Origin of the sequence: Collinsella sp. LCP19S3_F2 (assembly GCF_052121015.1) — a bacterium.
GTDB lineage: Bacteria > Actinomycetota > Coriobacteriia > Coriobacteriales > Coriobacteriaceae > Collinsella.
On record NZ_JBQKFA010000008.1, the window covers coordinates 17,242 to 32,037 of the forward strand.

Genomic DNA, 14,796 nt, shown 5'->3' on the forward strand with positions numbered 1-14,796 from the left:
TCCCGGTTTGAGCCTGCATCCAAGCTCAAAGTGGGAGATTTCCACTCTCATTTGCTATGCGTCCGAAAATCCACGTTCGTTTGTTTTCTGCCTACATTTGGAGGAAGAGCTCGTGGAGGCGGGTGTCGTCGTCGAGCTCGGGGTGGAAGGTGACGCCGAGCTGATTGTCTTGACGGGCGGCGACGATGCGGCCATCGACTTCGGCTAGGGCCTTGGTATTGCCGTGCACCTCGACGATGCGGGGTGCGCGGATAAACGTTAACGGCACTTCACCGTCGATACCGTCTACCTGCCTCTTGGTGCGAAAACTGCCGAGCTGCCTGCCATAGGCATTGCGCTCAACGAGTATATCCATGGTTGCCAAGCGCGGTGTTCCCTTGTCATCGTGGGCGGCAAGGTCGCGCGCCAACAGAATCAGACCGGCACAAGTTCCCAGTACAGGCATGCCTTCAACAATGCGGGTACGAAGATCTTCGAGCATATCGAGTTCGGCAAGTAGCTTGCCCTGAACGGTGGACTCGCCGCCGGGAAGTACCAGACGGTCAAAGTTCTGCTGCAAATCGGCCGCCTGCCTCAGCTCAATACAGTGTGCGCCCAGCTCGGATAGTCTTGCTTCGTGCTCGGCAAAAGCGCCTTGGACCGCCAGCACGGCGACCGTTTGGTCTGCATAATCGCTCATGGGCGATCCTTTCTGCTGGACTAGCGCCCGCGCTCTTCCATGATAATCTCGATCTCGTCGGCGTTGATGCCCACCATGGCCTCGCCCAGGTCCTCCGAAAGCTCGGCGATGAGTTTGGCATCGGTGAAGTTTGCCACGGCCTTGACGATGGCGGCGGCGCGCTTGGCCGGGTTGCCGCTCTTAAAGATGCCCGATCCCACAAAGACGCCCTCGGCGCCCAGCTGCATCATCAGCGCGGCGTCGGCGGGGGTCGCTACGCCGCCGGCGGCAAAGTTCACGACGGGAAGCTTGCCCGTGGCGTGGACCTCGCGCACCAGCTCGACCGGAACTTGCAGTTGCTTGGCTGCCTCAAAGAGCTCGTCATCGCGCAGGGCAACAACGTCGCGGATCTGCTTTTGGATCTTGCGCATGTGACGCACGGCCTGGACGACATCGCCCGTACCCGGCTCACCCTTGGTGCGAATCATCGTGGCGCCCTCGGCAACACGGCGCAGCGCCTCGCCCAGATCGCGGGCGCCGCAGACAAACGGCACGTCAAACTGGGTCTTGTCGATGTGATAGACGTCGTCGGCAGGGGAGAGAACCTCGGACTCGTCGATGTAATCGATCTCGATGGCCTGCAGGACCTGCGCCTCGACAATGTGGCCGATGCGGCACTTGGCCATAACGGGGATGGAGACGGCCTCTTGGATACCCTTGATCATCTTGGGGTCGCTCATGCGTGAGACGCCGCCTGCGGCACGGATGTCGGCCGGGATGCGCTCGAGTGCCATGACGGCGCAGGCGCCCGCCTCTTCGGCGATGCGTGCCTGCTCGGGCGTGGTGACGTCCATGATGACGCCGCCCTTGAGCATCTGCGCGAGCTCGCGATTGAGTTTGACGCGATCTGCCTTGCTGGTCTGTTCTGCCATGGTTGCTCCCTTGGTTGGCATGTGCATTGCTTGACGGAACATCCTATCGGGGAGCTGGGTATGGCGAAATACTCAGTTTTAGAGATAATAATAAGGCCAGACTAATACCAGATTGAATGACTCAATAAGGTCAGGTGATAAACTCATGCTTGACTACAATTTGGAAAAACGCGGCGAAGCATCGCTCTATGAGTATATTTACCAGCAAATTCGAGATGATATCGTTGCTGGACGCATTGCGGCGGGGGAGCATCTTCCGTCTAAGCGCGCCTTTGCCAATCATCTGGGAATCAGTGTCATTACCATCGAGAATGCATATAGCCAGTTACTTGCCGAGGGCTATATTTGCTCAATGCCGCGTCGTGGCTACTACGCTTGCGAGCTTCCGGATGCACCGGTTTTGGCTTCGGCTGCAGAGGGCATCGACCGGGATGCCGTCTCTGCGGGTTCCGGCGCGCATGATGTCAACGGACAGGTCGAGCGATTCGATGCACTTTCTCCTTCTGCTTTGGAGGCGGCGCGGCTTTGGCAAAGCGCGCTGCGGGCGACACTGGCATCCGAAGACGAGCGCGAAATCTTTTCGACCGCGCCGGCACAGGGCACCACTCGGCTACGACGCGCAATTGCCCACCATCTGCGCGGGACAAGGGGCATGAATGTCGACCCCAACAACGTTGTTATCGGTGCGGGCGCCCAGCTGCTCGATACCATGTTGGTTCAGTTGCTTGGCGCCGACAAGGTGTATGCCGTTGAGGACCCGGGCTATTTGCGCCTGACGCGCATCTATCAGGCTATGGGTTGCAAAGTTCGACATATCCCGTTGGATGATGAGGGCGTAGACTTGAGCGCTCTGCAGAAAACGGGGACCGATGTCCTTCACCTGATGCCGTCCCATCAGTATCCGACCGGCCTTGTGACGAGCATTGCGCGTCGCTATGCGCTGCTGAGCTGGGCCGCCGAGCGACCAGGTCGATATCTCATCGAAGATGACTTTGATTGCGAGTTTCGTCTGGCCGGCAAGCCGATTCCCGCGCTTGCTTCGATCGATGCCGCTCAATCGGTCATCTACACCAACACGTTTTCGAAGAGCCTTTCATCGGCGTTGCGTCTAGCGTACATGGTGTTGCCCGATGAGCTGATGGAGCGGTTTAGGTGCAACCTTGGTTTCTACGCCTCGTCGGTGAGCTCTGTCGACCAGGTCGCTTTGGCTCGTTTGCTGGAATCGGGTGATTACGAGCGACATGTGAACCGCGTGCGCGTTCGCGCTCGTGAGGCGCGTGATGGCCTGGTGGCGCTTGTACGGAATGCGTTTCCAGCAGGAGAGGTTTCGATCGAGCATGCAGACGCAGGTCTTTACTGCACCGTGGTTGCGGAGCGGGGAACGGGCGGAAGCTCTTTTGCGCAGGCCCTCACGCGCTCGAGCATCCCTTTTATCGATATCAGTAACTGTTATTGGTGTGCCGATGGCGCATCTGTCCCTGAAAACTCAACTCAAATTCTTGTCCAGTATGACGACCTGAGTCCGGAGGTGCTTAATACCCTGGAATCGCAGCTAATGGGGCACTCTGTAACCTAAGTGAGTAGACTTTTGGCACTTTGGCGACCAGACAGTTTTGTAACAAGCTATCTACCTGTGGTTTTGAGAAGTGGGATCATCGGTCTGCTCGGGATGTTCCAAAAAGTCTACTCACTTGCCGCGCAAAGCTTCCGCATGAGAAAAAAAGGGGGTTTTCAACAGGGCTTCGTCCAGTTCTCGGTAAGCTTTTGGCCAGTTGGGGAGGGCTGTTGAAAACTTTGCAGTTCGTTCGGCGCCATTTTTGGTGCGTTCGCGCCAATGAGAGACCGACTGGGTTGAAATTCGTGCTTTCCTGTGCCTATGAAGGATCTACTTTGTGACATATCGGCTTTTAGGTACTGGCGTTTGCCCCCTCAAGTCCGCGCTTTGTGTCCTCCGCTTCCGCGGCCGGATGAAGACCGGCAGCGATATGACCTCGTCCGCAACCCGACGGCTGCGGTCGCGCTCGGTTTTCCGTTGTATACATTGGTTCGGACGAGAAACAAACGGACTTGCCCTGCCAACATTAGGCAGCGGCTGTTTCTTGGTGAACTCCCCAGGGAATCCGTGCTGGAAACGGAGCATGGATTTTTGGTCACGTCTCCTCTACTAACGGCATTTATCATGTCGCGACATCTGACGGATCTCCAACTTCTTCTGGTATTGGCGGAGATGTGCGGCTTGTTTGCGGTATGCGCCCTGCCGGCGCCACTTGAGGTGGAGCTTTCGCATGCAATTGATTCGGGTGCGATTTCGACAACGTTGGGTTGGGTGCGCTGCCCGTCCGAGGGCGGCACCGCCTCAAATTTATGGCGTCGCGACGCTTTGGTTTTGGATGGGGACCTTGACCGTTTTTGTTCAGATGTTTGCGGGATGCGTTACGGCAATCGATTTATGGCGGTATCGCATCTCGTTCCATTGGGTGCCGCTTCGCCTTTTGAGGTCGAGGCGTATTTGTTGCTTGGACTGCCGCGAGCCCTGGGAGGTGAAGGGTTTTGCGGCATAGAGCTCAATGTCAAAGTGATGCTAAGCACAAGTGCTCGAGCGATTGTAGGAAAGACCCGCGTATATATCGACCTACTTCTTTCCTCGCCGGACGGGAGGCGGCAGGTGGCCATTGAATGCCAGGGAAAGGCCTCGCACGGGCGCGCGGGGGATGGCTTGCGTGACGCTGACCGCATGACGGCACTTCAAGCCATGGACTACGATGTGCTTCTCCTGACACACGGACAGATATCCGATGAGGATAGATTCCGTGCGATCGTTAAGGCCGTATGCAGGATGCTCGATGTTGAATATCGTGATAAAAGCTTGGATGAGCAAAGGGCTGAGGCATTACTCCGGTCTGAACTATTCGTTGACTGGACAAAATTGGGAGTAATCGACGGAAAGATGTCCATTGGACACAAAACAGCTCGATCGTGGACAGCGCGGATCTAAGTGAGTAGACTTTTGGCGTGATGGCGACCGGGCCGTTTTGCAACAAGTCATTTACCTGCGGCTTTATAGAGCAATATGGATGGTCTGCTCGGCAAGTTCCAAAAAGTCTACTCACTTAGTTTTTGACGAGAAGTCGATGCCGAAGGTGGCCCTATTTCAGGGCGTTAACGAGTTTATGAGACACGAAAAAAGGCCCGAACCATGCGGTCCGGGCCCTTTAAAGTTAGAGATTATCTCTCAGGCGGTTGGCTTAGCCAAAGTAGCGCTTGAGCAGGCCGGCGAAAGCCTTGCCGTGGCGGGCCTCGTCGCGAGCCATCTCGTGCACGGTATCGTGGATGGCATCGAGGCCAGCGGCCTTGGCACGCTTGGCAAGATCGGTCTTGCCGGCGGTGGCGCCGTTCTCGGCCTCAACGCGCATCTCGAGGTTCTTCTTGGTGGAGTCGGTCACGACCTCGCCCAGGAGCTCGGCGAACTTGGCGGCGTGCTCGGCCTCCTCGTGGGCAGCCTTCTCCCAGTATAGGCCGATCTCGGGATAGCCCTCGCGATGGGCGACGCGAGCCATGGCCAGGTACATACCGACCTCAGAGCACTCGCCCTCAAAGTTGGCGCGCAGGTCGGCAACGATGTCCTCGGAGACGCCCTCCATCTTGGCGACGCCCACGACGTGCTCGGCAGCCCACTCGAGCTTGCCCTCCTCCTGCTTCAGGAAACGAGAACCGGGAACGCCGCACTGGGGGCACTTAAAATCCTCGGGCAGCTGGTCGCCGTCGAACTCTTCCACATAACCGCAAACGGGGCAAACAAATTTCATGATTCGATCCTTTCGATGGATGGCGATGGGGCGCTTGTCCGATCCCGTAAGGGCCCTCTCCGGACGTGCGTCTTGACGAGTTCTATTATCCATAAATGCAACAAAATGTGAAGCCTATTAGGAATGATTTTTGATAAAACAATTTTGAGATATGAAGATGTTGATTGATTAACGATTGGCAGGCCGCCTGCGACCTCCGATGAGTAGAATCGGTCGAACAAATGTTGACCAATCAACAAATGAGGGAGTTTCCTTTATGCATCTAGCCCGCTGCGCCTGGTGCCGAACGTATCAAACGGTTTTTTCGCATCGCATTGCCGGTGCTGCCCTATACCGAGCCACGCATTCTGGAGCATGCTGAGAGAGTGCATGCCAGGCCATTATCGGCTTTGGCGGTGGCTCGGCCATGGACTGTGCCAAGGGCGTGGGAGCACGCATCGCACAGCCAAACAAGCCCATCAACAAGATGCGCGGTCTGCTGCGCGTCCACCGTCTCCTGCCGCTGCTTATTGCGGTTCCCACTACCGCCGGTACGGGAAGCGAAGTTGCGCTCGCGGCGGTTATCACCGATGACGAGACGCACTACAAGTACCCCATTAACGACTTTGTGCTTATCCCGCGCTTTGCGGTGCACGACCCCGAGTTTACGCGCGGTCTGCTCGCCTCCATTACGGGGCAGACGGGCATGGGCGCCCTGACACATCCCGTCGAGGCCTTTATCGATTGGGTCGATCGAATGAACGCCGCCTTGGACATTCCCAAATATGTGACGGGCATTCGCCGCTCTGACATTCCCGAGATGGCGGCGCATGCCGATGCCGAGGCCAATCCGCTGTACCCCGTTCCACTTTTGAAGGACCGTTTGGAGCTGATGCGCATGTACGAGGTCGTCGCGGGTGGTATGTTTGAGGGCGAGAACTAGGAGGGTCCATGAACACCGAGGAAATTGCGCGCATCGTCGGAGACCAGCGCGTCTACTTTAAGACGCACGCCACGTTTGATGTCGATGCTCGACGTCGTGCGCTCGTGAGTTTACGCGATGCGGTGCGGGCCCACGAGGCCGATATTGCCCATGCGCTCAAGACCGATTTGGGAAAGTCGCATGACGAGGCGTATATGTGCGAGATCGGCACGTCGCTTTCCGAGATTCGTCATCAGATCGCACATGTGGCTCGATGGAGTCGTCCGCGCCTGCGTCCGTGCGACCTTGCCAACGCCGTGAGTGTGTGCAAAACGCAAGCCGTGCCCTATGGCGTCACGCTCATCATGGCCCCGTGGAACTACCCGTTTTTACTAACGCTCGAGCCGCTCGCCGGCGCCCTTGCCGCGGGCAATACTGTGGTCATCAAGCCGAGCGCCTATGCTCCGGCATCGAGTGCGGTGCTCAAGCAGATCTGCGAAGAGGCATTTGATCCGTGCCTGGTGACAGTTGTCGAGGGCGGGCGCGCCGAGAACGAAGCGCTGCTCGATGAGTGCTGGGACAAGATCTTCTTTACCGGTAGCGTTCCGGTCGGCAAGCTCGTCATGGAGCGCGCAAGTAAAAACCTTACGCCCGTGACGCTTGAGCTGGGTGGAAAGAGTCCCTGCATCGTGGATGCGACGGCAAACTTGAAGGTTGCGGCACGGCGTATCGCCTTTGGTAAATGGCTCAACGTGGGGCAGACCTGTGTGGCGCCCGACTACCTGCTGGTCGATACGCGTGTGCACGACGAGTTGCTGGGCCTCATCAAGGAAGAGGCGCGCCGTATGTTTGGCGAGCATCCGCTCGACAACGAGGATTACGGGCATATCGTCAATGCCAAGCATTTTGCGCGCGTGCATGGGCTGATCGATCCCGATAAGGTCGTGCTTGGAGGTGCTGCGCGCGAGGCTTCGCTCAAGATTGAGCCGACAATTTTGGACGGCGTGGCCCCCGATGACGCCGTGATGCAGGAGGAGATTTTCGGTCCCATCTTGCCGGTGCTGACGTTTGAGAGCCTAGACGAGGCCGAGACGTTTATTACGGATCGTCCGACGCCGCTGGCCCTGTATATCTTTAGCCAGGACCGTGAGGTTCAGCAGCGCTTTGTGCGTTACGTGCCCTTTGGTGGCGGTTGCGTCAACGACACGATCATGCACCTGGCTACGAGCCATATGGGCTTTGGCGGCATGGGAGCGAGCGGTATGGGGCAGTACCATGGACGCGAGAGCTTCAATACGTTTAGCCACAAGAAGAGCATCGTGAACAAGGCAACGTGGCTGGACGTGCCATTTCGCTATGCCCCTTACGCAAACTGGAAGCACAAATTCGTGCGCATGTTTGTGCATTAAAATCAGATGGCGTAGGGACAAACGGTCGAAAAGACGCAGGCAGGATGAATTTGTGTCCGCACGGACCCGTAGACTTCTCAATAAGGTTAAGCGCCGTTTTATCCGGCCGTTAGGGGAGTTGCTATGTACGAGCCTTCACGTGTTCTTCTGTCGTTTCACATTGCGGGATTTCAGTATGCCGACGGCGCTTTGGTCCTGGGCGATCTTAAGGCGGGCGATAAACTGACGCTGTGCGCCGAGCGCGATAATCCCCATGATCCCGAGGCGGTTGCGATCTACTACGGCAACACCAAGCTTGGCTATGTTCCGGGAAACGAGGTCGGTCCGCTGTCCTTGATGATGTATTACGGCCATGAGGACGTATTTGAGGCCCGCGTGCAGCAGGTTGCCCCCGAGCGTAGCCCGTGGCACCAGGTGCGCGTTGGCCTCTATGTGGTGGATGCCCGCTAATCGGTAAGGGAGGCTGCCATGTTTGATGACGATGACCTGTTCGATTTGACGGACGATTCGTTTGAGTGGGATATGCTACTCGACGACGATGAGCTGGAGCAGGACCGTAAGATGCGACAGGACAAGAAAACTCAGGGTGATGCGTCGAAAAAGAAAGACAAGCGCCGTCGCGGACTGTTTGGCGGGCTCTTTGGGTAACTGTCGCATCGCTGCGTCTGTATACTTAGCACGAGTTGGACGCGTTGCGAAATGAGGACTGAGACGATGATGTGGTTTACCGCCGACCTGCACCTGGGCGACACGAATATCTTGCACGACATGGACCGACCGTTTGGCTCGGTTGAGGAGATGAACCGCAAGGTCATCGATGCCATCAATGAGTGCGTGGCTGCGGATGACCGCCTCTATATTCTGGGTGACTTTACCTATCGTTTGCCCCTGGCGGAGGCGGTGCGCCTGCGTAAACGCATTGAATGCCAGAACGTGACGCTCATCCGTGGTAACCATGACGGCGACTGGGAAGATCCCGACGTGCCGCAGATTTGGGAAGACGTGCGTGATTACCTGGAGATTGCCCCCGGCTATGCCAAGGGTCATCGTCTGGTTATGAGCCACTACCCCATGCTCAGCTGGAATGGCAAGGCACGTGGCGCCATCATGCTGCACGGGCATATCCACAGCAGGGGAGACCGCACCAATGCGCGCAACCGCGATCGCGAACGTCCTACCTTTCGCTACGATGTCGGCCTCGATGCCAACGAGTACAAGCCCGTAAGCCGTGACCAAATCCTAGGCTTCTTTGGACTGTAATTCTCGAACCGTCATACAAACCGCCACAAAGGGGACGGGCACCTTTGTGGCGGTTCTGGCGCCGTTGCCATTATGGCGGCGGCGCCTTTTTTGTCCGTGTGGCGCGGTAGAGTGTAGGCGGTTGATATTTGCGTCCAGCGAGGAGCTGCTATGAACGAGATCAAGTGCCCGCATTGTGGCGAAGTTTTTAAGGTCGACGCGTCCGGCTATGCGGATATCGTCAAGCAAGTGCGCGATGCCGAGTTTTCTCGCGACCTGGATGAGCGTGTGAAGGCGGTCCAGCGCGAGGGCGAGCAAGCGCTGGAGCTTGAGCGCTCGCGTTCGATGGCTGCCTTGCAAAAGGCAGAGTCCCAGCGCAACGCTCAGCTTACCGAGCAGAAGAACGCTGCAGCTCAACAGCTGGCACAAGAGGTTGCCAAGCGCGATGCTGAGCTCGCCGAGCTGCGCGCCAAGCTCGAGGGCGCTGCCGCAGAGCGCGAGAGTGCAAGCCAGCGCGCGGCGGTAGAGGCACGAGCCAACGCTCAAAAGGAGAATGCCGAACTCCAGCGCGAGATCGACAATTTGCGTGCGCAGCTGGAGCGCAAAGATGACGAAGCCAAGCTCGTCGAGTCGGCGGCGCGCAATGCCGCTCAAAACGATTTAGCTGCACGTGATGCTCAGATTGCCGAGCTGCAGGCCAGGCTTGCCGCGGCGGACAAGGCCCAGGAGATGGCGCTTGCCGCTGCCGCGGCAGAGTCGCAGCGTGAGCTCGATGCCGCTCGCAGCGAGGCCGAGCGCGCGCTTGCTGACTATCGCGCGAAGGTACAAGAGAAGTTTTCCGCCGCAAAGGCTCAGTCTGAGCGCGAGGCCGAGGGCCTTCGTGCACAGCTTCGTGAGCAAGAGCTTTCTGCAAAAATGGAGCTGTCGAAGGCGGTCGCCGCGGCGGAGCGAGAGCGCGATGAGGCGCGTGCCAAACTGACGAGCGAGCTGGCGGTGCGCGATTCTCGCGAGGAACAGGCCAAGGCGGCACACGAGCTCGAGCTTGCGCAGGCCAAGCGCGCGAGCGATGACCTGATTCGCTACAAGGATGAAGAGATCGAGCGCCTTAAGGACATGAAGGTCCGTCTGTCCACCAAGATGGTGGGCGAGTCGCTCGAGCAGCATTGCGAAACCGAGTTTAACCGTCTGCGCATGACGGCATTTCCCAACGCGTACTTCGAGAAGGATAACGATGCGTCCGAGGGTACCAAGGGCGACTTTATCTTCCGCGAGTGCGACGCGAGCGGCAACGAGGTCATTTCGATTATGTTCGAGATGAAAAACGAAAACGACGAGACCGCGACCAAGCATAAAAACGAGGACTTCTTTAAGAAACTCGATCACGACCGTCGCCAGAAAGGCTGTGAGTACGCGGTGCTCTGCACGCTGCTCGAGCCCGAGAGCGAGCTCTATAACGTAGGGATAGTCGACGTGAGCTATCGCTACGAGAAGATGTACGTGATTCGCCCGCAGTTTTTCATTCCCATGATCACGCTCCTTCGCAACGCCGCCATGGGCTCACTGCGCTATAAGCAGGAGCTAGCGGAGTACAAACAGCAGAATATCGACGTCACGAACTTCGAAGCCAAGATGGAGAAGTTCAAGAATGATTTCGGTCGCAACTACGAGATCGCGAGTCGCAAGTTCCAAACGGCAATCGATGAGATCGACAAGACGATTGGCCATCTGCAGAAAACCAAGGAGGCATTGCTGTCCTCCGAGAACAATCTGCGCCTAGCCAACAAGAAGGCCGATGATCTTACCATTCGCAAGCTCACGTGGGGCAACAAGACCATGAAGGCGGCGTTTGACGAGGCGCGCGGGGCTGCGCCAGAGACAAACGATGAGCCAGCCGAGGCGGATTCGTATGAGGTCGAGGATACCGAGTAAGGCATAGCGTATAGTGCAAAAACGGGGCCGCTGGCGATATTGCCAACGGCCCCGCTTCGTTTCGTTCCAATATGTTCGACTAGTCCTCGAGCAGGTCTTCGATAAAGCCGACGCGGTAGTTTTTGAAGATGACTTCACCGCCGTCTTGCGTGGCGTCCAGATCGACATCGCCCATGATGCCAAAGTCGTGGTCGCCGTCCTCGTCGGCAAAGATCTGGTGCACGTGCCATACGTGCGCGGTCTTCTCGTCGGACTCATCGATGGAAATCATCGCGGCGCTGCGGGCATCTCCGTCGGTGAGGATTTCCTCGTGCAGCTCATGGTAGGCATCGAGGGCCTTTTGCCAGCGGATCTCGCTCATGCCCCAGTCGTCGTCGAGCTCGCCCAGGTCGCGAACGTGCTCACGGGCGGCAAGGGTCACGCGGCGGAAGAGCGCATTGCGCACCAGCAGCGTGCAGCCGCGGCGGTCCGCCACGACCTCGTCGATGCCCTGTGGCGGCACGGCATCGAGGGCTGCCGGGTTGCCGGCGTTCTCCCACTCGTCCACCAGGCTCGAGTCCACCGAGCGCACCACAAAGCCCAGCCACGAGATAATGTCGCGCAGGTGCTCGTCGCGTTTCTCGATGGGTACGGTGCGGTCGAGCGAACGGTAGGCCTCTGCCAGGTAGCGAAGCAAAATGCCCTCGGAGCGGGCGATGCCGAGCTTTTGAATGTAACCCTTAAAATCGCTCGCGCTTTCCAGCATATCGCGCAGGACACTCTTGGGAGAGAGCTGGTAGTCGTTTGCCCAGGGCACTTCCTGGCAGTACTTGTCAAAAGCGGCGTCGAGCAAATCCTCGAGCGGCTTTTCGTACGTGACGTCTTGAATGCGCTCCAAGCGTTCCTCATACTCGATGCCGTCGGCCTTCATCTCGGCCATAGCTCGATCGCGTGCGGCGCGCTCCTGTGCGCGCAATACCTGCTTGGGGTCCTCGAGCGTGGCCTCGACCATCGAGATGAGGTCCATGGTATAGGTCTCACTTTCGGGGTCGAGCAGCTCCAGCGCGGCAAGCAAAAACGGCGAGAGCGGCTGGTCGAGCGCAAAGTCCTCGGGCAGGTCGACCGTCAGCGCGTAGTCGATGTCCGGCGCGGCGTCAGCCGGAGCGTCGGGTGCGGGCGGCACCTCGGTGCGCACGACGACGCCGGAGTCGATGAGCGTGGCGAAGATCTCGTCGGCGCGAACCTCAAGCTTGGCCTTTTCTTCGGGGGTCTGCAGGCTTGTCTCGATGAGGTCGTGTACGCGGGCTCGGGCATTGCCGCCCTGCTCGACCACACTAATCACCATAGAGTGCGTGATGCGCAGGCGTGGCTTGAGTGTTTCGGGTTGCGTCTCGATCAGGTGCTCAAAAGTTTGCTTGTTCCATGAGACAAAGCCCTCGGGCGCCTTTTTCTTTTTAATCTTACGGAGTTTTTTGGGGTCGTCGCCCGCCTTGGCCATAAGCTTGGCATTCTCGATCTCGTGCTCGGGTGCCTCGGCGATTACCATGCCCTCGGTATCGAAGCCCGAGCGACCGGCGCGACCGGCAATTTGATGGAACTCGCGGGCGCGCAGGCGACGCATTTTGTAACCATCGAACTTGGTGAGCGCGGTGAGCACCACGGTGTGGATGGGTACGTTGATGCCGACGCCGAGCGTGTCGGTGCCGCAAATGACGGGCAGTAGGCCCTGCTGCGCCAGGCGCTCGACCAGCAGGCGATAGCGCGGCAACATGCCAGCATGGTGCACGCCGACGCCGCATCCAAGCAGGCGCTTGAGAATCTTGCCAAAGGCCGTGGAGAAGCTCGTTCCCTTTGCCGCTTCTTTGATGGCTTCGCGCTGCTCCTTGCTGGCGATGCCAAAATTGGCGAGCGACTGTGCCGTCGCAAGGGCGGCATCCTGGCTAAAGTGCACGATATAGAGCGGGGCCTCGCCACGGCGCATGGCGAGCTCGACCGTGCCCTCGAGGGAGGTCGTCACATAGTCGTAGCTCAGCGGAACAGGACGCGGGGCATCGACAACCAAGTCGCAAGCAGCGCCGGTGTGCTCCTCGAGCGAGGCGGCGATGGCGGTGACATCGCCGAGCGTGGCGCTCATGAGCATAAACTGCGTGTGGGGCAGGGTGAGCAGCGGTACCTGCCAGGCCCAACCGCGATCGGGGTCGGCAAAGTAGTGGAACTCGTCCATGGCCACGCAGCCCACGTCGGCGCCCTCGCCCTTGCGCAGCGCATCGTTGGCAAGGATTTCGGCCGTGCAGCAGATGACGGGCGCCTTGGTATTGATATGCGTATCGCCGGTGATCATGCCGACGTTATCGCGGCCGAGTACCTGTACCAGGTCGAAGAACTTTTCGCTGACCAGGGCTTTGATGGGGGCCGTGTAATAGCAGCGCTTGCCCTGAGCCATGCCCATAAAGAGCATGCCCAGCGCGACGAGCGATTTACCCGATCCGGTCGGTGTGCCTAAAATGACGTGATCGCCGGCGGCCAGGTCCATGAGGGCCTCTTCTTGGTGATCCCACAGCTCAATGCCACGGTCGCTCGTCCATTCAAAGAAGCGTTCGAAGGCCTGATCGGGCGTGAGCCATGGTTCGGGCTCGCTGCCGTCCTCGGGCTCCCACCAGGTGGGAGAGAGCGCGCCGAGCGAGCCAAACTCGGCTTCGGTTCCCGTGCCGCCCGAGAACGAGCTGGCGGCGCCGGCACCGGAGACGGTGCTGGCGGCGGTATCTGTCGTGGTCTGTGCCATGTGTTTGCTTTCTCTCGCGATTGTCCGCCAACTATTATGGCGTAGCGTCGCATCGATGCTTTCGCAGGCAAGAAAATGCAGGAAATGGGCGTTCTGCCCAGCTGTTTGGTGCAGTTGCCAACTAAGTGAGTAGACTTTTTGCAATATCGCGAGCACATGGCTTTTGCGCAAAGGCTCTACCTGCGGTTTTATTATTGGTTACGTGGGTTGTGCTTGGCTATTGCAATAAAGTCTACTCACTTAGATTTGAGGGTCGTTTGCTGGTGCCTATTTGCGCTTGTTTGCCGAAGCCGCGACCATCAGAGGTCCCTGGGACTCCTGCGGTAAGCGCTTCTTGCCCTTGCGGGCGCGGTTTTTAAAATTCTCGACGGCCTCTTCCATGCCGAGGGGCACGTAGGTGAGCTCATCGAGATTGTCGGGCAGGTAGCACGCAAGGCTTTGCTCCTGCGCGCGCCCCGCCGTGAGCTGTTCGTCGCTGGGCAGCGCGTCGGGAGTGGCGCAAATGCCATAGACGGCGGCACCCATCTCGCGCGTGCGGCGCTCGTATTCGGTCTCGGGATGCTCGGGATGGTCGCGGCGAACGTCGTCACTTACCCAAAGTGTGTCGTAGCCGGCCGCGGCAAACTGCCCCAGGGCGTAGTCGCGCAATGGCTTGCTGTCGGTGCGCAGCGTGACGGTGGCGCCGGCTGAAAAAAGCGGGCGGTAGAGCATCAGATGGTCGACATGGACGAGTCGTTTTTTGGCGTACTTGGCCTTAGGCTGCGGCGTGGGAAAGTTGATGGTGATGGCATCGAGCTCGCCTGTGGCAAACAGCTGCGGCAACGATGCGGCGCCTCGGGGCAGGACGAGTGCGTTGGTCAGTTCCTGCTCGCAGATTTTCTGTGCGGCATAGGCGATGCAGATGGGCTCCTGGTCCATGCCGATAAAGAGCGTGTTTGGCTCGTGGGCCGCGCGCTCTACAAGGTACGTTCCCTTGCCGCAGCCAAGATCCAGGTGAAGGTGTTCGAAAGACTTGCTGCCTGCGGGCGCACAGGCCTCGCGCCAATCTCCGGCATAGATTTCAGGGTTCGTCTCAATCGCATCGGCGTAGCGCTCCAGGCGCTCTTCGAGCACAAAGTTCTTAGGCGTGCGAACGTGGACGGCTCCCATGAGGCTCCTTGG

The 14,796-nt window shown here is 58.6% G+C and carries 12 protein-coding genes and 1 pseudogene; 8 read left to right on the forward strand and 5 right to left on the reverse strand.

Features of this window, described 5'->3' with window-relative positions; genetic code table 11:
* Positions 1 to 91: 91 nt before the first annotated feature.
* Both pdxT and pdxS read right to left on the reverse strand, forming a co-directional pair.
* Entirely contained in the window at positions 92 to 679 is a 588-nt protein-coding gene (gene pdxT / locus ACTQX9_RS07350; RefSeq protein ID WP_441540911.1) for a pyridoxal 5'-phosphate synthase glutaminase subunit PdxT, read from the reverse strand.
* 20 nt (positions 680 to 699) lie between these two features.
* The gene (pdxS, locus tag ACTQX9_RS07355; RefSeq protein ID WP_154517081.1) at positions 700 to 1,590 is read right to left on the reverse strand and encodes a pyridoxal 5'-phosphate synthase lyase subunit PdxS; all 891 of its coding nucleotides are present in this window, start codon (positions 1,588 to 1,590) and stop codon (positions 700 to 702) included.
* Positions 1,591 to 1,735: 145 nt separating this feature from the next.
* On the opposite strand from pdxS, the gene pdxR reads away from it, so the two are divergent.
* Both pdxR and ACTQX9_RS07365 read left to right on the forward strand, forming a co-directional pair.
* Positions 1,736 to 3,166 (forward strand): MocR-like pyridoxine biosynthesis transcription factor PdxR, encoded by a 1,431-nt coding sequence (gene pdxR, locus ACTQX9_RS07360; RefSeq protein ID WP_441540913.1) that lies wholly within the window; start codon positions 1,736 to 1,738, stop codon positions 3,164 to 3,166.
* Between the two features lie 546 nt (positions 3,167 to 3,712).
* Positions 3,713 to 4,585, forward strand: coding sequence for a hypothetical protein (locus tag ACTQX9_RS07365; RefSeq protein WP_441540915.1), 873 nt, complete (start codon positions 3,713 to 3,715; stop codon positions 4,583 to 4,585).
* 250 nt (positions 4,586 to 4,835) lie between these two features.
* Here ACTQX9_RS07365 and ACTQX9_RS07370 read toward each other — a convergent pair whose 3' ends face one another.
* On the reverse strand, positions 4,836 to 5,396 hold the full coding sequence (locus ACTQX9_RS07370; protein WP_154517090.1) for a ferritin family protein: 561 nt from the start codon (positions 5,394 to 5,396) through the stop codon (positions 4,836 to 4,838).
* A 376-nt stretch (positions 5,397 to 5,772) separates the two neighbouring features.
* Between ACTQX9_RS07370 and ACTQX9_RS07375 the strand changes: the two are divergent.
* From ACTQX9_RS07375 to ACTQX9_RS07400, 6 genes and pseudogenes are all read left to right on the forward strand, one after another.
* Positions 5,773 to 6,318 (forward strand): annotated as a pseudogene (locus ACTQX9_RS07375) (iron-containing alcohol dehydrogenase); the annotation flags it as partial.
* Between the two features lie 8 nt (positions 6,319 to 6,326).
* Positions 6,327 to 7,706, forward strand: coding sequence for an aldehyde dehydrogenase (locus tag ACTQX9_RS07380; protein WP_441540917.1), 1,380 nt, complete (start codon positions 6,327 to 6,329; stop codon positions 7,704 to 7,706).
* A 123-nt stretch (positions 7,707 to 7,829) separates the two neighbouring features.
* Complete coding sequence (locus ACTQX9_RS07385) at positions 7,830 to 8,156, forward strand: HIRAN domain-containing protein (RefSeq protein ID WP_117655201.1); 327 nt, start codon at positions 7,830 to 7,832, stop codon at positions 8,154 to 8,156.
* 18 nt (positions 8,157 to 8,174) lie between these two features.
* Positions 8,175 to 8,354 (forward strand): hypothetical protein, encoded by a 180-nt coding sequence (locus tag ACTQX9_RS07390; protein ID WP_154517096.1) that lies wholly within the window; start codon positions 8,175 to 8,177, stop codon positions 8,352 to 8,354.
* Positions 8,355 to 8,405: 51 nt separating this feature from the next.
* The gene (locus tag ACTQX9_RS07395; RefSeq protein ID WP_441540919.1) at positions 8,406 to 8,966 is read left to right on the forward strand and encodes a metallophosphoesterase; all 561 of its coding nucleotides are present in this window, start codon (positions 8,406 to 8,408) and stop codon (positions 8,964 to 8,966) included.
* A 150-nt stretch (positions 8,967 to 9,116) separates the two neighbouring features.
* Entirely contained in the window at positions 9,117 to 10,874 is a 1,758-nt protein-coding gene (locus ACTQX9_RS07400; RefSeq protein ID WP_441540920.1) for a DUF2130 domain-containing protein, read from the forward strand.
* Positions 10,875 to 10,953: 79 nt separating this feature from the next.
* Here the strand turns inward: ACTQX9_RS07400 and ACTQX9_RS07405 are convergent, their stop codons facing one another.
* Both ACTQX9_RS07405 and trmB read right to left on the reverse strand, forming a co-directional pair.
* Positions 10,954 to 13,635, reverse strand: a complete 2,682-nt coding sequence (locus ACTQX9_RS07405; protein WP_441540922.1) for a DEAD/DEAH box helicase — start codon at positions 13,633 to 13,635, stop codon at positions 10,954 to 10,956.
* A gap of 267 nt (positions 13,636 to 13,902) precedes the next feature.
* Positions 13,903 to 14,784 carry a tRNA (guanine(46)-N(7))-methyltransferase TrmB gene (gene trmB, locus ACTQX9_RS07410; protein WP_154517108.1) on the reverse strand — a complete coding sequence of 294 codons (882 nt, stop codon included), beginning with the start codon at positions 14,782 to 14,784 and terminating at the stop codon, positions 13,903 to 13,905.
* Between the last annotated feature and the right edge of the window lie 12 nt (positions 14,785 to 14,796).